Source organism: Candidatus Ryanbacteria bacterium CG10_big_fil_rev_8_21_14_0_10_43_42 (assembly GCA_002793915.1).
Taxonomy (GTDB): Bacteria; Patescibacteriota; Minisyncoccia; order Ryanbacterales; family 2-02-FULL-48-12; genus 1-14-0-10-43-42.
Genome location: PFEF01000010.1, coordinates 60433 through 80190, shown reverse-complemented (window position 1 = coordinate 80190; position 19758 = coordinate 60433). Strand labels below are relative to the sequence as shown.

General features: G+C 44.0%; 18 protein-coding genes. All 18 read right to left on the bottom strand.

Annotation, left to right across the window (positions count from 1 at the left end; genetic code table 11):
* Nucleotides 1–9 precede the first annotated feature (9 nt).
* Nucleotides 10–1710, bottom strand: coding sequence for a hypothetical protein (locus COU90_04560; GenBank protein ID PJE64114.1), 1701 nt, complete (start codon nt 1708–1710; stop codon nt 10–12).
* A gap of 69 nt (nt 1711–1779) precedes the next feature.
* On the bottom strand, nt 1780–2103 hold the full coding sequence (locus COU90_04555; protein ID PJE64113.1) for a hypothetical protein: 324 nt from the start codon (nt 2101–2103) through the stop codon (nt 1780–1782).
* On the bottom strand, nt 2100–3041 hold the full coding sequence (locus COU90_04550) for a hypothetical protein (GenBank protein PJE64112.1): 942 nt from the start codon (nt 3039–3041) through the stop codon (nt 2100–2102). Before COU90_04550 ends, COU90_04555 begins: the two co-directional genes overlap by 4 nt.
* Nucleotides 3042–3097: 56 nt before the next feature.
* On the bottom strand, nt 3098–3532 hold the full coding sequence (locus COU90_04545; protein PJE64111.1) for a cell division/cell wall cluster transcriptional repressor MraZ: 435 nt from the start codon (nt 3530–3532) through the stop codon (nt 3098–3100).
* A gap of 412 nt (nt 3533–3944) precedes the next feature.
* Complete coding sequence (locus tag COU90_04540) at nt 3945–4808, bottom strand: hypothetical protein (protein ID PJE64110.1); 864 nt, start codon at nt 4806–4808, stop codon at nt 3945–3947.
* Nucleotides 4809–4874: 66 nt separating this feature from the next.
* Nucleotides 4875–6329 (bottom strand): lysine--tRNA ligase, encoded by a 1455-nt coding sequence (gene lysS, locus COU90_04535; GenBank protein PJE64109.1) that lies wholly within the window; start codon nt 6327–6329, stop codon nt 4875–4877.
* Nucleotides 6330–6391: 62 nt separating this feature from the next.
* Entirely contained in the window at nt 6392–6910 is a 519-nt protein-coding gene (locus COU90_04530) for a transcription elongation factor GreA (GenBank protein PJE64108.1), read from the bottom strand.
* A 55-nt stretch (nt 6911–6965) separates the two neighbouring features.
* Complete coding sequence (mrdA, locus tag COU90_04525) at nt 6966–8927, bottom strand: penicillin-binding protein 2 (protein PJE64107.1); 1962 nt, start codon at nt 8925–8927, stop codon at nt 6966–6968.
* Nucleotides 8928–8940: 13 nt separating this feature from the next.
* Nucleotides 8941–9429 carry a hypothetical protein gene (locus COU90_04520; GenBank protein PJE64106.1) on the bottom strand — a complete coding sequence of 163 codons (489 nt, stop codon included), beginning with the start codon at nt 9427–9429 and terminating at the stop codon, nt 8941–8943.
* Nucleotides 9430–9449: 20 nt separating this feature from the next.
* Complete coding sequence (locus tag COU90_04515) at nt 9450–10211, bottom strand: hypothetical protein (protein ID PJE64105.1); 762 nt, start codon at nt 10209–10211, stop codon at nt 9450–9452.
* A 36-nt stretch (nt 10212–10247) separates the two neighbouring features.
* Nucleotides 10248–11300 carry a rod shape-determining protein gene (locus COU90_04510; protein PJE64104.1) on the bottom strand — a complete coding sequence of 351 codons (1053 nt, stop codon included), beginning with the start codon at nt 11298–11300 and terminating at the stop codon, nt 10248–10250.
* 17 nt (nt 11301–11317) lie between these two features.
* Complete coding sequence (locus COU90_04505) at nt 11318–12562, bottom strand: prolyl-tRNA synthetase (GenBank protein PJE64103.1); 1245 nt, start codon at nt 12560–12562, stop codon at nt 11318–11320.
* Between the two features lie 69 nt (nt 12563–12631).
* On the bottom strand, nt 12632–13708 hold the full coding sequence (locus COU90_04500) for a hypothetical protein (protein ID PJE64102.1): 1077 nt from the start codon (nt 13706–13708) through the stop codon (nt 12632–12634).
* A 33-nt stretch (nt 13709–13741) separates the two neighbouring features.
* Entirely contained in the window at nt 13742–14296 is a 555-nt protein-coding gene (locus tag COU90_04495; protein PJE64101.1) for a ribosome recycling factor, read from the bottom strand.
* Between the two features lie 16 nt (nt 14297–14312).
* On the bottom strand, nt 14313–15383 hold the full coding sequence (locus tag COU90_04490) for a hypothetical protein (GenBank protein ID PJE64100.1): 1071 nt from the start codon (nt 15381–15383) through the stop codon (nt 14313–14315).
* Nucleotides 15380–16333, bottom strand: coding sequence for a hypothetical protein (locus tag COU90_04485; protein PJE64099.1), 954 nt, complete (start codon nt 16331–16333; stop codon nt 15380–15382). Before COU90_04485 ends, COU90_04490 begins: the two co-directional genes overlap by 4 nt.
* On the bottom strand, nt 16330–17355 hold the full coding sequence (locus tag COU90_04480; GenBank protein ID PJE64098.1) for a rod shape-determining protein: 1026 nt from the start codon (nt 17353–17355) through the stop codon (nt 16330–16332). Before COU90_04480 ends, COU90_04485 begins: the two co-directional genes overlap by 4 nt.
* 96 nt (nt 17356–17451) lie before the next feature.
* Nucleotides 17452–19626, bottom strand: coding sequence for a hypothetical protein (locus COU90_04475; protein PJE64097.1), 2175 nt, complete (start codon nt 19624–19626; stop codon nt 17452–17454).
* Nucleotides 19627–19758 lie beyond the last annotated feature (132 nt).

The following is a 19758-nucleotide window of genomic DNA, read 5'->3' as shown; positions in this document are numbered from 1 at the left end:
TAACAACTGTTACCGATCGGGTAAAATTTGATAATAATTGATGATAAAGTCCGTCATTTCCCGAAAAGGCTCTGATAACGTTTGCGAAGCATAGCGCACTCCCACCGGACGTTCAAGGAAATAAAATATGAGGAATTCCGGATCATATGCCGGTGCGTATCCAAAAAAAGTATGTAAAAATTCATCGGAATACCCCAACGAGGAGCTATTTGCTATTTGAGCGGTTCCCGTTTTTGCGGCAATGCTATATTCCGGCATGTATACGACTCCGTTTGCAAGCGTATTATCCACAACGGACACAAGCATGCGCGATACCATTTCCGTGGTTTCTTCTTTAAATACGCGCCGACGCGTATCTGTTTCCGTCTTTTCCACTACCGTATCTTCGCTCAAAACACGATCCACAATATACGGCCGCACTAATGTACCGCCATTTGCAATGGAAGAAAGAGCGGACGTAATTCCTATAGGGGTAAGCGCGATACCTTGCCCGAACGATGCCGTTGCATACTCAACCTCGCCGCCCGTTTCCAAATTGTGTATATTACCGGCAACCTCGTTTGGCAAATCAATACCCGTTCGCCTTCCCAACCCAAGACGTTCTATATAGTCCCGAAATGCGCGTTCTCCTATTTGCTGTTGAATGAATACCGATCCGGTATTAAGCGACTGGTCAAGAATATCAAGCATACTCTGCCATCCGCGCCCGCGCCCGTCATAATTACCAATCGTTGCGTCCCGAACACGTACCGATCCGGCATCGAAATATGTTGTTTTTTCCGTTATTGAACGGGTATCAAGCCCGATACTCATGGTAAGCGGCTTGAATATCGATCCCATTTCAAAAGTGCTTTCCGTGAATGGATTTATAAAAACATTGTAATCCTCCACATCTCCGTAGGTGTTTGGATCAAACGAGGGAGATGCCTCCATAGCGAGAATGGCTCCCGTCTGCGGATCAACAACAAGAACGCCGACACTTTTTGGATGCCACATTTCTTCCAATGCCGTAATTTGCCCTGCCGCAAAAGATTGTATGTTGGGATCTATGGTAAGTACGATATCCCGTCCGTCTTGTTTTTCTCGAAACAAATCCCTTCCTATGGAAAGAAGCGTTCCTCCGGCAGAGCGCTCTCCGACAACACTTCCCCCCTTTCCGTGCAAAACACTGTCGTACATGCGTTCAATGCCATACTGCCCCACGCGCTCATCACCGTCAAATCCTACAAATCCAAGCAAATGACTCCCTAATGTATGACTTGGATATGCGCGTGTTTCTTCTTCTTCAAGCCAGAACCCTTTCATGTCACTCATGGGAATACGTTGCGCCGTGTCTTTATCAATACCCCTCATAAATGACGCATAAGTGCGTTCCATACTTTCAGCAAGCGGAAAGAATGCATCTTCCTCCAAAGGAATGTATGCAACAAATGTGTCATATGCCGAACGAACATCTTCTATTTGCTGTGGATTACCCGCCAGTGTATACACACGTTTTGTAGACGCCGCCGGCACAAGGCGCCCTTCCTTGTCTTCAAAAAATATATCACCGCGGCGAGGAGTGGTAAGTATAGATACGGCATGTTGCCGCTCGGCTTTTGCACGATAATACTCTGCATGGGTTACTTGAAGAAAAAAGAGCCGGGAGAGAATAATTCCCGACACAATACCAACACCCACTATGACAAAAGTAAGTCGTTTATCACTCATGATCTCCTAACACCTATACTCAACAGCACATATCGTTTAGTACATAACGGTATATCGCTATAAAAACAGTTAATTATCTGCGCGTGCAACCGCATTATTCTTCTCAAGAAAGTAAACAGGACCCTCACTGGTAAGCCCAAGTTGTGATGCCTCCTCTTCCAAGCGATATCCCACGGAAAGCTGAGCAAGGTCTCCCTCCAATTCCCGAATCTCCTCTTCTAAAACCGCCATTTGCTCATTTGCTCTTTCCACAAAAAGAGAATCGACGACAACTTGATTAATGCCGTATATATATACGCCCGCAAGAACAACAGCCGCGGCAAAAAGAAGAAATGGAACTATGTTCCAAATAGGAAGGTGCGTTATGGAAAATTTTATTGTACGTGTTTTCATATTTTTTCACACACACGCATTTTGGCGGAACGCGCACGCGGATTTATATATATTTCTTTTCGTGCCGGCATTATTGGTTTTTTATGGGGCAATGTGATAATTTCCTCTTTGGCATATTTCCGAAATGTTTGTTTTACTATGCGATCTTCCTGCGAGTGAAAAGCCAGTACAACAAGCCGTCCTCCTGGCTTTAATATACTAATACTTTCAGTAAGCCCTTTCGCCACATGCTCCAACTCATCGTTTACGGCAATGCGCAGTGCCTGAAATGTTTTTGTTGCAAAGTGAATCTTTCTGTGCCGGTACCAGGTTGGCACATTACGGCGTACAACATCGACAACATCTTCCGTGCGGGAAAAACGCTGTTCCTTTCGCCGTTTTATAACGGCATGCGCAATACGTTTTGCAAAGCGTTCCTCTCCATATGCCGTAAGAATATGCTCTATATCCCCCTCCGCCCATTCATTAAGAATGTCTGCCGCCGTTATAGTATCGCTCTCGCTATAGCGCATATCCAGCGGCTCATCGCGCAGAAAAGAAAATCCCCGCCCCGACATGTCCACATGATATGAACTGAAACCAAGATCAAGCAATATGGCATCCGTGTTTTTTATTGCATGATCGTTTGTAATAGGTACTACATCCGCATATGATCCCGTTACCAATAAATAATTTTTATATCCCTTTTCCCGAAATAAGGCATCGGTATTTTTTATTATCCCACCGTCACGATCAATACCGATAAGCATGCCGGTTTCTCCTATTTCTTCCAATATGCGAAGTGCGTGTCCTCCTCCGTTTATCGTACCGTCTATAACCGTGTCTCCCGGCTGTATGTTTAAACACGTAATTACTTCCTCCAACAGTATCGGCACATGCACGGAAGATGACAAGGCATTATTTACAGGAGGAGATAATTTCGCTTGCGTATTTTTCATTTCGTCTTCACAACCTAATGCTATAAATCAATCGGAGCCATACGCAATTTATATTCTTAGAATGCCCCGATCTCCCCCAACTGTTCCGCAAGCGCATCGGCATCTTTTTCCACCTTCTGCTTGTATGCATACCAGACTTCCTCATCCCATATTTCAAGCCGTGAATGCACGCCCGTTACAACCACTGACTGCTGTATGCCGGCATATAACTTTAAATGTTCCGGGACCAGAATACGCCCGAGTGCATCAATAGTCACTTCCTCCGCGCCGGCAAGCATTAAGCGCACAAACCCGCGCGTACTCGCTTGTCCGGTGGGTAACTCATTTAATTTGCGAGATATCATCTCCCAGGTATTCATTGGATACAAAAATAATGATTGATCAAGTCCTCGCGTAAGTACCGCCTTTTTCCCCAACTCCCGCCGAAACTTTGCCGGAACGGAAAGCCGTTTTTTTGCATCAATCGTATGATTATATTCTCCGAGGAACATATATTATTTTTATCCCACTTTTTTCCACCTAATATATATACTATACCACTCTGTGCTATGAAACAACACTATATACAAATTATTATTCCACAAAACGAAAAATCCTTACCTTAAGCCATTTTTTTGTCTTTACATCTTGGTATATAAAAAGTTATGTACATGTTTTCCACAGTATTGGCATCCGTGGAACTCATTATTAAGAAAGTGATCATATAAAAACCCTTCAGTAAAGTACTAAAGGGCTTGGAAATTGCATGAGTATTCTTATGTTTTTATAACGACTTCCGGTTGTCGGGAAAGCATCTGCGTATTTCATATCTTCCGTGCGCAGAAATAACACGCATAAGCATATTCAACGATTTTAAGTATTTCAAAGTTTCCCTTGGAATACCTTCGTCATATGCAATTGCTCCTATGACTTCTTTTTTTCATCCTGTAGTTTTTGGTTACGCCGCGCGCTATAACCAAGCTTTACAGGATTATCTATACGCATGCGAATATCCTTCAAGGCTTTTGTCCTTATTTGACATATTCTACCTTCCGAAAGATCCAACTCTCTTCCAATTTCCGCTAACGTAAGCTCATCAGTATACGAATATGCAAGAACGCGCTGGTCGTTTTCCGGTAATGTGGAAAGTATCTCTTTTATAAGAAATTGCAACTCGGCTTTTTCGCACAGAGATTCCGGACAATGAGAATTGGAAAGAGCGAAAGGATATCTATTCTCATTCATTTCGTCCTCAATACTCCTTACCTCAACATGTATGCGGCTTCTCATCCTATGAAACTCTTCTATGGTGAAATTTAATGCGTCTGCATGCTCTTCTTGTGTCGGCTCTTCACCTAGCTCATCTATTAAACGAGTAAGAGTTTCCTTATAGTCCCTCTGCGCCCTACGTACGAAGCGCGTCGCTATATCAAGAGTACGAAGATATTCTACTATTTCTCCCCTGATTCTATACCGTGCGTACTTTTGAAACGAAGCCTGTGATGGCTTATATTTTTTCACGCACTCCATTAATCCGACCATGCCGCTCTGAATAAGGTCGTCTATGGAAACAGCGTGCCGCGGCAAGTTCCTATGCATTCCTTTCGCTATCTCATTCACCAAATAAAAGAAATCTGCCGGATTAATAGGTTTTTTCTCATCCCCTTCTTTGCAAGACATAGGCACCCCCTTAAAAATGAGCAATATCAACGCACCGAAAGAAGTATGTTTCCGAAACAAAACATCCGACCATATTTTCAATGCACCAACAAAAAAGACTACGTACAAGATCCGTATAATCTTAGCGCAGTATACCCCAACACATCACCCTTTGTCTATATATAATACGCGGACCTATTTTGGCCGCATAAGAGGAAAAATCTGTGTTTCTCGGACCGATTTATTCGAAAGAAAGCTAAATAAACGCTCGCTTACACCAAATCCGCATGTAGGCGGCATGCCATATTCCAGCGCCTCTACAAAATCATAATCCGCCATATGTGCTTCCGCATCCCCCTCATCCCGCATCCGTTGTTGTTCTTCAAACCGTTCCCGTTGATCAATGGGATCGTTAAGCTCACTGTATCCTTTTCCCATTTCCGATCCGGCAAGAATCACCTGAAACCGCTCTACCAGATTTTCAGCACCCTCCTTCCGTTTTGCAAGCGGTTCTAAAAACACCGGCACATTTATAAGAAATCCCGGACCACTCACGCGCTTGCGACAGTATTTCCAAAGCGTATCCACGCCGCGTGCAATATTCATCCCTCCTTTATTATATACAATACCAAGCTCACGTATCTTTTTTTCTATTTCTTCCGTATTCGTGTTCAAAACATCAATGCCCGTTTCATGCCGTATTATTGCCTGATAATCATATCGTTCCCATGGTACGTCCAGATCAATAGTAAAATCTCCTATCGTAAACTCTAACGTACCAAAAACGTCCTTCGCGATATATTTATACAACCGCTCCACAAACCGCATGCCGTCTTCATAATCAGCATAAGCCCAATAAAATTCCATCTGCGTATAGTCCTGTAAATGTTCTGCCGACATGCCTTCATTGCGGAATATGCGGCCTATTTCGAATACCTTTGGAAACCCAGCCACCATAAGACGTTTTTGCCACAGTTCCCCGCATGAAATACGCAAATATACATCCATATCAAGAGCGTTGTGGTGTGTAGCAAACGGATCGGCATCGGCGCCTCCTGCCGTATTTTCAAGTACGGGCGTTTCCACTTCCAAAAACCCCTCCTCCACCATAAAACGCCTCATGGCATGCCAAAACCGTGCACGATTTTGAATCATCACGCGCACATCTTCATTAAACATAATATCCAAATAGCGTTTACGAAACCGTTCTTCGATGTCTTGAAGGCCGTGCCACTTTTCCGGCAAGGGCAGGATACTTTTTGCGAGCATACGCCATGCCGTAACTTGCAATGTGCGTTCCTCTTTTTTTGTTAGAAATACAGTACCCACAGCCTCAATAATATCTCCCTCATCTCCCACATCGAGAAAAAAATCATACGCATCTTTCAGCGTATCTTTCTTCATATAAAGCTGAAGATGCTCCGTACCGTCCTCTATATCAACAAAAGTACTGCCGCCATGACCGCGCACCGCGCGCACGCGTCCGGCAACCGTAACCGGTACCATTTCATCCATAAGAACATCAAACTGTCCACCTATTTCCGTAAGAGTGTGGGTGCGTTTTGTGCGAGCGGGGTATGGATTAAAACCCGCTTTTCGAATCTTATCGAGTTTATCGAGCCGTGTAGTGCGAATTTCTTCTAATGACATCCTTAATAGATATAAAGTAGTAAACGCTCAAAGCTTGAAAAGCAATATGATAAATTCTTTTTCTATGCTATTTCAATGATAACATATTCAATGTCTCCTTTCGGAGCCGCCACGCGTACAACCTCTCCCTTTTTCTTTCCCATGAATGCATGTCCCAAAGGAGATTCGTTGGAAATAAGACCCGCCAACGGATCGGCTTCCTCGGAGGAACCTACAATGGTGTATGTTTCTTTTGTTACACCATTATTACTGACCTGAACGATTATACAAGATCCGATCTCAACCTTCGTTTGACTAAGCGGTTTTTCTACAACCGTAGCGCGACTTAATAAATCTTCCAGTTCGCGAATACGCATTTCGTTAAGCATTTGCTCTTCCTTGGCGGCATCAAATTCGGCATTTTCAGAAAGATCACCCAGACTTTTTGCATACTCAAGACGCTCCGCAATATGGAGACGTTCTTCCGTTTTAAGACGCGCAAGCTCCTTTTCAATCTTTGCATATCCTTCCTTGCTCATATGCTCCACTTCAATGGAACCATTATCACGCGCACTATCCTCAGATGAGGATTTTATTGTCATACTAAAAATTTTAATCCAATATAGATTGCAATACTAGCTACTTTTTGCGTAATTGTCAATCAATCGCATCCGTACCTCCGTGTATAACTTCCTTGCCTCCCGTAGCATACCATTCCCATATCTCACGTGCTACAAACGTACCGCCAATAAGATTTTTATCGGATCCATTTTCCAAATTAATAACAAGCACCATGTCGGGATTATCAGCCGGCGCAAATCCCATAAACCATGAATGCACACGTCCGGTTTTTCCCAACTCGGCGGTACCGGTTTTTCCCGCCACCGTAATGGGAATCCCGCTCAAACCGCTTGCTGTCCCAATTCGGGCAGATTCTTCCATTCCCTCGTGCGCCACTCTAACCGCCTCCTCACTTACCAACGGAACAGTATTAATGTCTGGCGAAAGCGTATACTTAACGGTTTTTGTTTCTTTATCCGTTATAATACCGCGCAATAATTGCGGCTCTATGCTCGTGCCTCCCCGTGCAATGGTAGTTACGGCGCGCGCCATCTGAAGAGGCGTCACTAAAACACCTCCCTGTCCGATACTCATATTATATGTATCCCCCAAACGCCATGTAGGATCACTGGGATATCGTTCTTTCTTCCAGGCCTCATCAGGAATAATACCCTCCGTTTCCCCCGGTAATCCCGTATTCGTCTTTGTTCCGATACCAAACAAACGAAAATACTGCGCAATTCTTTCGCGTCCCAATCCTTCAATGTTTCCGAACCCACCTCCAACGACATAGAAATAAACATTTGATGAAAAAGCAATGGCCTCTCTCATGGCAATAGCGCCGTGATTACGCCAATCCTTAAAAATACTGGGGTTATCCGGATCATACGGATTAGGAACAACGAGCTGTCCCTCCGTTACAATACTATCTTCCGGACGAATAATATGTTCTTCAATAGCCGCCATGGCAAGAAATGGCTTTACCGTTGATGCCGGCGGATATAAGCCGGAAACCGTCCTGTTAAAGAGCGGATTTCTTTCGCTTTCAAATAAAGCGGCTATTGCTTCGACATCAATACCCTTCGTAAGAAGATTCATATCGAACCCCGGATAACTGACAAGACCAAGAATCTCTCCCGTATGAACATCAAGCGCTACGGCGGATCCTCCGGTAAACCCCCGTTCTTCCACCGTTTCTTTTATCGTCTCATATAATATATTTTGCAGTTCTGCGGAAATGGTAAGTACGATACTTTTTCCCTCCTCCGCTTTTTGAAAAATACCTTCCGATAACACTCGCCCCTCGGAATTTGTCTCGATAATGCGCGTTCCCAGCGTTCCCCGCAACATGCCATCATATGTTTTTTCAAGCCCTGATCGCCCTATTACCCCCCAATCCAAAGCTGTTTCGTTTTTCTCAATGTCGCTAGTATTGACACGCCCCATATAACCCACGATATGGGAAAGTGCCGGACTGTCATAATAAGAACGAATGGTTGTAGCATCAACCGTAACGCGGTCATCATCCCGGAATAGCGCAATGATATGATTCGCTGTATCCCAGTCATAGATCGTATCAATAAAAAGGTCCTTTTTGCTATGGTCGTTTATAAAATGTGTCAGCTCGTCTGTATTGCTCCCTACCGCTTTTGCTATTTCCTGCACTAGCATATCCTCTTCCGTAATTGTTCGGCCATCCATATGAATATAAACACGAAATCCAGGCACATTAAACGCAATGGGCGTTAAATTACGATCATATATAATGCCTCTTTCAGGAACCAATATACGATGACGTAAATGATTCCGATCCGATACGACTGCAAATGCATTACCATTAAAAAGAGTAAGGTATCCGGTACGGGCAATAAGCAATATTCCCACTGCACCAAATAATATACCGAGAATAATAAACAATCCGTGTCGAATGGGGTGCTCTATTGTGCCTTCAAAGCGATTATTATCAAACCCCGGTAGATTTTGAGTATCAAGAAATACTTCCTCCGGACTCACGGTGAACTGTTTTCGTATTGGTGTTTTTAAAAATGGAGTGTTCATTTTGGATATCTTATTAATACATCCTGTTTTTTTGTATACGGGTAAACACGCCCCCCGCTATCGCAAGTATACTTACCCCACATCCTTGCCACAGTAATTCGAAACCGCTTACGGAAACAACGTGCGCATCCACTTGCGGAAGACGTAACAAAAGTGCCGCACCCGCACTGACCGTCAACCCTATAAGAGCAAATAAAAATCGTATCCACCCCTCTTCCATACGTATATATATTCCCGCAATACCCATTATACCCGCGCCCACAAAAAAACTACCCGCATAAAATCCGAAAGGTACCGCGCTTATCACATCAAGCATGCTCCCAAATAGTACTGCAAGTATCATAGGATAAACACCTTTAACGCGTGATAATCCGTAGAATAAGAAGGCCGGAAAAAAGAATATACCTCCTTGCCCCATAGGAATAATGTACGGAGCAATAAGCTGTAGAAAAAATCCTGCAACAATAAAAAAGAATACTGATACCGACGGTCTATGTTTCATGAAAATAAAACGACGAATAATTAATTAAGGATCACAAACACATCTCGCACGTCTCGAACGGAAAAAGGCAATCCCATTTTTATAATTTGAAAAGGGCCTGATTCCACGCGTGACACTGCCTCCACAAATCCTAAAAAATAATCGCGTTGTCCGGCACTAAACACCGGCTCTCCTTTTGTAATGGCAATACTGTCCGGAACATGAAGAGTAATTACCCCCAACCCCTCTCCCTCGGCAACTGAAGACACCGAAGATTCGGGAAGATACACCTCCTGTCTTTCACCGATACGCGAAAAAAGACGGACGCGCGCACTATTATGCGTCACCTCCTCCACAAATCCGATATGTATTGCTCCCTCCGCCAAAACCGGAAACCCTGTCTCAATTCCTTCCGCCGATCCGATATCCAAAACGATAGAATCATCCAGTCCGTTGAACGAACGCCCTATAACGCGCGCCAACACATAGGATTCTTCTTCCGCTCCTCTTCCGGCCATAGAACGAAGAAGGATATTTTCCCGTTCCAAATCCTCTTTATAGGCAAGATCCGCACGCAGAGCGGCAACCTCCATACGCAATACACGTACTTCTTCGCTATTATAAGGAATGCGCGCTATCGTACTTGTAAAAGATCCTGCAAATTGTCCTGTCTTGTCTAACACTATAAGCAACGGACGTACCACACGCAGAGCGCCTGTCTCCACCGGCTTCAAAAAACCTCCTATGGCAGTGAGAAGAAAAAAAACAATAACAAAAGCACTGATGCCGTATTTTTTAAGCATATGTTTTTTTAAAAAAATCTTATGTACATAAAATAACTATTGCGGCACCACCTCGCGTTCATGTTCCAAAAGAACCTCTCGTAGCATATCCAAATCCTCCAAAATAACACCGGTGCCACGCACAACCGCTGTAAGCGGATCATCTGATAATCGTACCGGCATTTTGGTCGCTTTTTCAATAACTCTATCAAGTCCACGTAAAAGAGCTCCTCCTCCTACTAATATAATACCGCGATGCATAACATCCGCCACCAACTCGGGCGGCGTACTCTCGATAACTTCTTTGATAGAGGACACGATTGCTTTTATTGATTTATCAAGGGCATCCCGCGTATCCGTGCTCGTTATTACCACTTCACGCGGAAGTCCGGTAATAAGATCCCTTCCTCGCATGGTCGTTTCAACATCTTCATCTCCTTCCCACGCGGATCCCGCCGTTATTTTAATGTCTTCCGCCGTGCGCTCTCCTATGAGAATTTTAAATTCATCACGGGCAAATTGGATAATATCTTCATTGAGACGATCCCCGGCAACCTTTATATTACGGGAAGCTACAATACCGCCAAGAGAAATAACGGCAATATCCGTTGTTCCTCCTCCGATATCAACTACCATATTACCCACCGGCTCCTGTATCGGCATACGTATACCGACAGCCGCCGCCATGGGTTCTTCCACCAAATGAACCTCGCGCGCACCGGCATTAATAGCCGCATCCCGCACCGCCCGACGCTCCACCTCCGTTGTAGCGGATGGAATCCCAATAACAACCCGCGGACGCGCCAAAAGACCAAAACGCCCCTCCTGTACCTTTCCGATAAAATATTTCATCATCTCTTCCGTAATTTCAAAGTCAGAAATAACTCCCTCTACTAAAGGGCGGACGGCAACAATATGCCCGGGTGTGCGTCCCACCATGCGCTTTGCTTCATTTCCCACAGCAACCACATGTCCCGTTTTTTGGTTAATAGCAACAACGGACGGCTCGTTAATAAGAATACCCGATCCATTTACATAAACCAAAGTATTTGCCGTCCCTAAATCAATCCCAATATCCTTTGAGAAAAAACTAAAAAGTTTATCAAACATATATTATGCATTAGACATTACGAGGAACACTGCCGTATTATTTCTTCCATTTCTGCAATGTGCGCTTTCTCTTCATTGCGCCGTTTTATTTCATACCCGCCCTTTTCACTGGCCCGCTTGCTTACGACGATACGATACGGAATACCTATTAAATCAGCGTCGGCAAATTTTTCTCCGGCTGTCTTATGAGAACGATCATCATACAATACCTCTATACCGGCTTCCTCCAATAGAGACACGACTCGTTCCGCTTCCGCATTTTTATCATCCAGTACAATAACATGCGCCCGAAAAGGAGCCACTGCTTCCGGCCATATAATCCCCCTTTCATCTGCAAATTTTTCCACCAACACACCCATAAGACGCGTAATACCGATACCGTATGAACCAAGCCATACCGGAATTTTCTCGTCGTTCTTGGAAGAATACCATAAACCAAGATCTTCAGACTTTTTGGTTCCGAAATTAAAAATATTCCCTACCTCCGCTGTTTTTACCTTCTCAAGATCCCCACGCTCGATACCAAGACTTTTCAATGTTTGCTCGTTTAACACCTCCTCATTAATTGCAATATTCTTATGGCGGTTGATATAGATAACGTCCTCGCCCGCTTCAGTAATAGTCTGAAACTCATGACTGAATTTAGTGAATGCGCCGCCCGATGCAAACGTGACGAAAGTGTCTTCACCAATACCCACCCGCCTATATACATTTTTATACGCTTCTATTGCAGCATTATAAAATGCGTCATGATCTTCCTGACCAAGAGAAAATGAATACATGTCATTCATCACAAACTCTCGTCCCCGAATGATGCCGCTTTTTGCACGAAGCTCATTCCTCAATTTTGTTTGAAACTGATATACATACACCGGCAAGTCGCGAAAACTTTCAATATGATTTTTCATCATGGTCGCAATCGGCTCCTCATGCGACCAAGCAAACCCAACCTCACCACCCGCATGAAGTTTTGATTTAAACCAAACATCTACACTTTTATCATCCCATCGATCGGTTGTCTCCCATAGTTCTTTTCTCTGGAGTGATGTCATGATAAGCTCTTGCCCGCCCAACGCGTTCATTTCTTCGCGTACAATCTGTTCTATTTTTCTAAGGACACGAAAACCAAGCGGTAAATATGCATACACGCCGGCCATTTCTTTATATATAAAACCACCGCGGGCAAGAAGTTGTGCATTGACCGAGATATCATCATGAGGTGCCTCCCGTAGTGTTTTCGTAAATAATTCTGATTGCTTCACGTGCTTAGTATACGCGAAAACGGGCACAGAATCAAAGAGGCGCCAATATACTAAAGATACTCGCCTCTTTTAAAAAATGCGGACAATATCCTTATAGGTAATAATTATCATAAGAAGAATAAGGGCAATAAACCCCGTAGCATGGGCGCGTTGAGCAAAAAGAGCGCTTATAGGTCTGCCACGCAATTTTTCAATAATGAGAAATAACATACGTCCACCGTCCAATGCCGGAATAGGAAGTATGTTTAATATGGCGAGATTAATGGATAAAAGAGCGGTAAGCTGTAGAAGGTAGATAAATCCAAGCCGTCCCGCCTGCCCGGCAACTTGTGCGATACCCACGGGACCCGCCACTTCTCCCAAAACCTCGCCTGTATGAAATAAATTCGCAAAAAATGACCATAACCCTCCTGTAACGGCAGATGTGAGAGCGGCCGTTGTTTTAAGCCCCTCCCACGGAGCCCGGTACCACGGCACCGAAACGATACCTGTTTTCAGCATAGCGATACCAAGAGCACCTTCTCCTTCGGGCGGATGAGTACGCGGTGTTATTGAAAGCGTAATTTCTTCATCCCCTCGCATGAGACCAAGCGTTATCTGTTCTCCCAGGTGAGACGCTATACCGTCCTGCACATCTTCAATATTCTGAACAGAAATACGTTCTTCATTATATGCAAGATACGTAATAGTGTCTCCTGAAAGTACTCCCGCATCCGCCGCCGGTGATAGAGCCGCTACTTCAATAATCTGCACCTGCACATTACGCGCAAGCGTTTCATCATCAACGGCCGTAGGAAGTCCCGCAATATGTCCGATCGTGAACAGTACATAAGCAAGTAATATATTCATCATTACACCGGCGGCAATGACGATAAACTTACTTCCGGTTCCGTGAGCAATAAAATTACGCATATTGTCCGTTTCTTCCACTTCATCCTCTCCCCAAATTTTTACAAAGCCACCAAACGGAAATAGATTAAATGTGTATTCCGTTTCTCCCCATTTTTTACCGAAGATTTTTGGCGGAAATCCGAATCCGAATTCATCCACACGCATACCCCGCATCTTGGCCGCCATAAAATGCCCAAATTCATGGGATAACACGAGTATTGCTATAACGGCCAAAAATATTAAGACGGTAAACATGATTGTTATGTTTTATATTTGTAATCGCATGTATCAGACCTCCATAATCTCTTTTTCTTTCCTTGCGCGTACATCTTCCAGTACGGTATTAAATGCGTCTACCTGCTTTTGTACGTCATCTTTCGCACGAAATTTATCATCCTCGCCGATTTCTTTTGCTTTCTCGCTGTTTTGAATCTTTTTTAATATTTCATCGCGCCGCACTCGAGATCGCACGCGCGCATCCTCTGTTTTCGTATTTAAAATTTTTACCAAATCCCGCCGGCGCTCCTCCGTAAGAGGAGGAAGTGTAATACGAACCGCATTCGTATCACCCACAGGAGACAATTGTAGAGATGAGTGTTCAATAGCACGTATAATACCTTCCATGGCGCTTTTATCCCATGGCTGAATATAAATAGTACGGGCATCCGGCGTGGAAATGGAAGCAATGTGTTTTAAAGGTGTTTTTGTTTCATATTGATCAACTTCTATATCTTCCACTAAAGCGGGTGTGGCGCGTCCCGTACGCAGAGATGAAATTTCATTTCGAAACCATTCTATAATGGCATCAAGCTCCGTATTATATTGTTTTATGATATCTTGCATATTTTTAGATATAATATTATCTATCAAAACCAATAAGTATCCTATTCGAATCCCGCGGATCAATAGCAATGGCCTTAATTGTTCTTCGTCCACCAAAATCTCTTCCCTGCCATGAATCCCCGCCGTCCGTACTGGTATACAATTGCGCCTCTGCGGCAACATATATGCGTCGAACATCATTCGGATCCACGGCAAATGCCGTTATAGGCAATGAATCAGGTGGTACGATTAACGGAATTTCTTCCCATGTTACACCAGCATCAACAGATGTAAAGAGTCCCTCTTCCGATATCATATATAAACGATCTGTTTTATCAATAAAGATATTTTTTATTGAGTTTGCGCCACGAAATTGGCGAAAACGACTGTTTATGTTTTCCCATGTCACACCATAATCGGTACTATGAAAAAGTTCTCCCCGAGAAGTAATCGCCCAGAAAACACCCGTCCTCCGCGGATGTGCAAGTAAGTACTCCACCGGACGAGTAAACCGATGCACCACTCGCCATGTAGACCCCGCATCACGAGACTCAAAAAATCCGACATCAGATATAAAAAACAAACGACTATCATCCGCCGGATCAAGAGCAAGAGCTGATACCGCCGTTCGATTAAGCGGAGAAAAGTATATTTCCGTAAATCCTTCATCCTGCAAAGTAACAATACGTCCCTTATCGTCGGTAAATACAGCAACATATGCTTCGGGCGGTCTTGATGCGGGAAGCGCAATATCAAATATACTACTATGAGCATCAACTATGGTATTCTTATCTTCAACAAGCGAAAAAGCGCGTCCTCCATTTTCCGATTGCCAGAATCCGTCTCCATTAGTGCCCGTATACAGCACCCTGCCATCACTTGTAAACATAAACTTTTCAACAGAGAACCGAATATCTTCAACGCCCCGCCACTCCATTCCTCCATTCTCCGAAAGAAAAACGGTTGAATCGGGATCATGCGCAATCGGCTCTTTTATAATCTCTTCCTCGCTATTCCGGGAAAAAAATAAGAATGCCGCCAAAAATACAATGATAGCGGAAACAATAGCAATAGAAATAAGAATAATCGTTTTTATGCGCTGATTCATAATGTGTAATTTGTGAGAATATTCGCTTCCATACGCATCTTTTTTTGTATGTACGGAAGCTTAAGATCCGTCTGTTCCGCAAGCTCATTTCTTATCCATGCGGCAACGCGCCGGGCGGAAACACCGGTATATGAACGCCCGCAAAGACACTCCTCCAATGCACGCACGAGAGGTCCTATAGAATCAGTATACCACGCATCGTGCATCCCATCATGTTTAATACGGTCTTCCACGGCGGAAAACTGACGAGAAAGTGGCGTAGTGTGCCTCGCGGCATGTTCATTTTTTCTTTTTTCCCCCTCCGCCATAGCTATATTATTCTCATGAAAAAGACATACCATGCCCGGCCGTCCGTAAGCATATGCGCCCACACTGCGTGCTTTTTCCTCACTCCATCCATACTCATGCATGCTATAGCGTTCAATAGCAGAAGCAGAAACCGGCCAAAATGCCATATGCCAAACACGAGAAAAAATTGTCGGCAGTATTGTATCCTTGCTGGTTGTTATTAATATAAAGATTGTCTTTTCCGGAGGATCCTCCAATATCTTTAAAAATGCATTTGCCGCTTCGCGACCTAAAAAAGAAGCATCATCAATAAAAGCTATATTATACGCACCAAGAAGTGCAGTGCGTCCCATGTGTTTTCGCATATTTCGAATCGCATCCAGACTAATGTAATCGCGTGATCGTTCCTCTGTCATTGAAGATACGGTAAATATATCGGGGTGATTTTTGTTTTCTATAGCACGGCATGTCCGGCATAAACCACACGAAGCAAGAATGCCCGCCGGACGTTTTTCACACAACAATGATGCAACGAACATGCGCGCTATTGTTGCTTTTCCAACATGAGACATTCCCGAAAACAAATATGCGTGCGATATGGTATCACGCCTAATATGTGTGTCCAGTATGTTTACTTGCCGTTCGTGTCCAACAATAATCATACGTATTTTTTTGATACGATACTGCGTTTATATACATCCAGATGATCAAGAGCAACACCGGTTCCGCGTACAACACACAACTGGGCATCTTTTGCAATACGCGCCGGTACACCTGTTGAACGAAATACTAGTTCATCTATATTACGTAAAAGAGATCCGCCTCCCGTCATAATAATACCATGATCAATAACATCGGCTGCCAGTTCCGGCGGTGTTTCTTGAAGTACGGTCTTGGTGGCGCGCACCATTTCTTCCAATTTATCTCCTATAGCCTCCACCACATCGTTCGTTGTAATCTCCGCCGTTCGTGGAAGACCGGTTAAAAAATCCCGCCCACGGATTTCATATGTTATTTCTTCTTCTTGCGGAATAGCGGAACCCACCGCTATCTTAATCTCTTCAGCTGTTCTGTCCCCAATAGCCAGATTCATATGTTTTTTAATATAATCGGCAATAGCCTGATCTATTTTATTACCCGCTACCTTTACCGAAGTAGACGCCACAATGCCGCCAAGTGAAATAACGGCAACATCCGTAGTACCGCCCCCAATATCCACCACCATATGTCCGGTGGGCTCATAAATGGGAATACCGGCGCCAATAGCCGCCAATATCGGTTCTTTTACGACATAAGCGGCTTTGGCGCCCGCTTTAACGGCGGCTTCCACTACCGACCTTCGTTCCGTTGATGTAACGCCGGCAGGAACCGATATCATTACTTCCGGCTTTAATATCTGGAATCGTCCCAATGCCTTTGATATAAAATATCGCAACATCGCTTCCGTTACCCGATAATCCGCAATAGCGCCGTCCCGCATAGGTTGATACGCCGTAATCGCTTCGGGCGTTCGTCCAATCATTATCTTTGCCTCATTTCCCACGGCAAGAACCTTATTTTCAAGAGTAGAAACCGCCACTACGGAGGGCTCGTTTAACACAATACCCTTCCCCGGCACAAAAACAAGCGTATTCGCCGTTCCGAGATCAATGCCCAATTTTCGCGTAAATGAATTGAAAATCATAAAGAGAGTGTATATCCAATCTACACCGTTTACCCTTGAAAATCAAAAAAGCATGTATGAAAAAAGGAACAAGTGTTACTTGTTCCTAATATGGGTCTAGGTCTCATTTCTCATATTATTCCTTTCAAAATCATTATAGTCGTATTTTGCAGAATATAACGACTTTGTTCCATCGGTACCGTTAAGCAAAATACCGGGCACCTTAATCTTCATATGAGCAAGACTGCGTACAAGATTTTCAAAATCAGCATTCGTTATACGCCCGGAGCGTACAACGGGAAACACGTAATCCGTCTGCCGCGCCAATACATGCCAATCGGATAATAGTAATGGAGGTGCATCAATCAATACATACTCAAACTTATCCCGCAAACACCTAAGAAGTTCAACCATTCGCGAACACGCAAGGAGTGATGATGCGTCATGAACATACGTGCCGCAAGGAATAAAAAAGAATCGTATAGTATCCATTTCTCCTAAACAATCCTTAACGGGCATGCTTTCTTGCATAAGAATATCGCTTAATCCCTTACCTTGCTCATTAAACCCCAATATTTCACCGCATCGAGGATGATGAAGATCCGCACTTATAAATGCGATGCGCTTTTCCTGCAACAATAGGGCGTGTGCAAGATTTGCCAATAAAAACGTTTTTCCGGCGGCCGGTTCAACACTTGCAAAAAGAATGGATCCCGGCGGATCTATCTTTTGAAGAATATATGCGGCAAAACCTTTAATAGCCTCTGATGCAGGAGACTGGAAACCGTTTCCCACGATCAATTCATTATTGCTATCCTCCAGGGGAATATCAGCGAGAACGGAAAGATTCGTTACCGTCTCGACATCTTCTCTGCTCCATAAGTACTGTCGATCAAAATATTCCCGCACACATGCAAAAAATATGCCGAAAAGAAAACCCGCACACGTCCACAACACAATAATATTCATCTCGTTGGGAGACGAATAGTAAAAAGGAAATTCCGCCCTTTGCACCACGCGCATATAGGAAATAGGCATATGATACGCCATTTGCAATGTCTGTAATTTTTCCTGCAAACGGGAAAGTATACCTCCGTTAATTTCGATTTCTCTTTCTAGAAACGCAATCTTCGGACCAACCGTATTCGAGTTGGTTTCATATTCCTCCCTCTTCTTTTGTAATGCATCTCGCGCTTTTTCTTCTCGCGCTTTTGCAATAAGAACATCGGAAAGCGTTCTTTCCTTTATTTCCTTTTTTATGTTCTCCAGATAATTGCGCGCAGAAAGAACGGTTGCTTCTGCCTCTTTAAAGCGCGGATGTTCGCGCGTAAGCGAAGAGAGCAATTGATTTCTTACAGACTCCGCCGTGAGAAGATCCTGTTCCGCCTGCCGTATAGTGGGATTATTCATAAATACCGAATTATCCCTTGTTTCAAGCGCTGTATACGCCATCTCCAGAGAAATACGTGCTTCCCGCTCTTTTCCGTAAGAAGACTGCAAATTCCCCATTTCCCTTGTGGCAAGCGTTTCCTTATCGCCCACGAGAATGTCCCCGCTTCGTATACGCAATGCATTAACTTCTTTTTGATTGGCGGCTAGTCTCTCTTTTAACTCTTCCACTTTTTTTCCCAAAAAATTACGGGACGACTCACTCGATGCGAATTCCGTTTTCATGGCGCGATCCATAAAAGCATCGCTATGTGCCGCGGCGAGCAAAAAAGACAATACCGGATCTCCCGTAGTAAACGAGACTGCCACAATATCCGTGTCGGGTGATCCATACCGTTCAACATCCAAAAAACGTGCATACTTTTCCGTGTATGGTTTTTTTTTGCGTTCTTCATTTATTTGCTCATATGCATCATTATCTTGTGCAGTGCCTTCTTTCGGATATCGCTCATTTCCGGAATAATCCGTAAGCATAAACGGCAATGACCGAATATAATAAATGAGACTCTGAAACGGACTTTGGGATTCTTCCAGAAAAGATTCCTGGAGATCAGATAGCATTTCCCCATCAGTATAAAGCCCCTCACGCTGTATCACCTCCCACGCCAAATGAGGATCCTCAAGGAGAATCATTTGGGAAGTGTAAAATGTTTGCTCATTACCGCCCGGAAAAACTTTTTTATCCAAAAGCGAAGAGGTGTCTGCTTTGATCTGAATAAGCGCACGGGACGTGTACATCTTAGGGCTCATACGCGCCTCGAAAATACCGCACACGCATAAAAAACAAACCGTAAAAACAATGATGTGCCATTGTTTTTTAAGAATGCTTATCCATGTTTCCATCGTCCATGGACGCGGATCGTACCCATAAGAACCGTTCACTACGTAGCTCTCTGTACCATATACCGACACAGGATACTGATCCTGCCGATATTCACTACCGTTGTTCATGAGATTCTCCCTCCGGTTTCTGTT

Coding starts and splice junctions, on each gene's coding strand:
- COU90_04510 (PJE64104.1), bottom strand. CDS start 11,300: ATGTTTGATAAACTTTTTAGTTTTTTCTCAAAGGATATTGGGATTGAT.
- lysS (PJE64109.1), bottom strand. CDS start 6,329: ATGTCATTAGAAGAAATTCGCACTACACGGCTCGATAAACTCGATAAG.
- COU90_04485 (PJE64099.1), bottom strand. CDS start 16,333: ATGATTATTGTTGGACACGAACGGCAAGTAAACATACTGGACACACAT.
- COU90_04515 (PJE64105.1), bottom strand. CDS start 10,211: ATGCTTAAAAAATACGGCATCAGTGCTTTTGTTATTGTTTTTTTTCTT.
- COU90_04495 (PJE64101.1), bottom strand. CDS start 14,296: ATGCAAGATATCATAAAACAATATAATACGGAGCTTGATGCCATTATA.
- COU90_04545 (PJE64111.1), bottom strand. CDS start 3,532: ATGTTCCTCGGAGAATATAATCATACGATTGATGCAAAAAAACGGCTT.
- COU90_04490 (PJE64100.1), bottom strand. CDS start 15,383: ATGAATCAGCGCATAAAAACGATTATTCTTATTTCTATTGCTATTGTT.
- mrdA (PJE64107.1), bottom strand. CDS start 8,927: ATGAACACTCCATTTTTAAAAACACCAATACGAAAACAGTTCACCGTG.
- COU90_04550 (PJE64112.1), bottom strand. CDS start 3,041: ATGAAAAATACGCAAGCGAAATTATCTCCTCCTGTAAATAATGCCTTG.
- COU90_04555 (PJE64113.1), bottom strand. CDS start 2,103: ATGAAAACACGTACAATAAAATTTTCCATAACGCACCTTCCTATTTGG.
- COU90_04530 (PJE64108.1), bottom strand. CDS start 6,910: ATGACAATAAAATCCTCATCTGAGGATAGTGCGCGTGATAATGGTTCC.
- COU90_04560 (PJE64114.1), bottom strand. CDS start 1,710: ATGAGTGATAAACGACTTACTTTTGTCATAGTGGGTGTTGGTATTGTG.
- COU90_04500 (PJE64102.1), bottom strand. CDS start 13,708: ATGTTTACCGTCTTAATATTTTTGGCCGTTATAGCAATACTCGTGTTA.
- COU90_04480 (PJE64098.1), bottom strand. CDS start 17,355: ATGATTTTCAATTCATTTACGCGAAAATTGGGCATTGATCTCGGAACG.
- COU90_04475 (PJE64097.1), bottom strand. CDS start 19,626: ATGGAAACATGGATAAGCATTCTTAAAAAACAATGGCACATCATTGTT.
- COU90_04520 (PJE64106.1), bottom strand. CDS start 9,429: ATGAAACATAGACCGTCGGTATCAGTATTCTTTTTTATTGTTGCAGGA.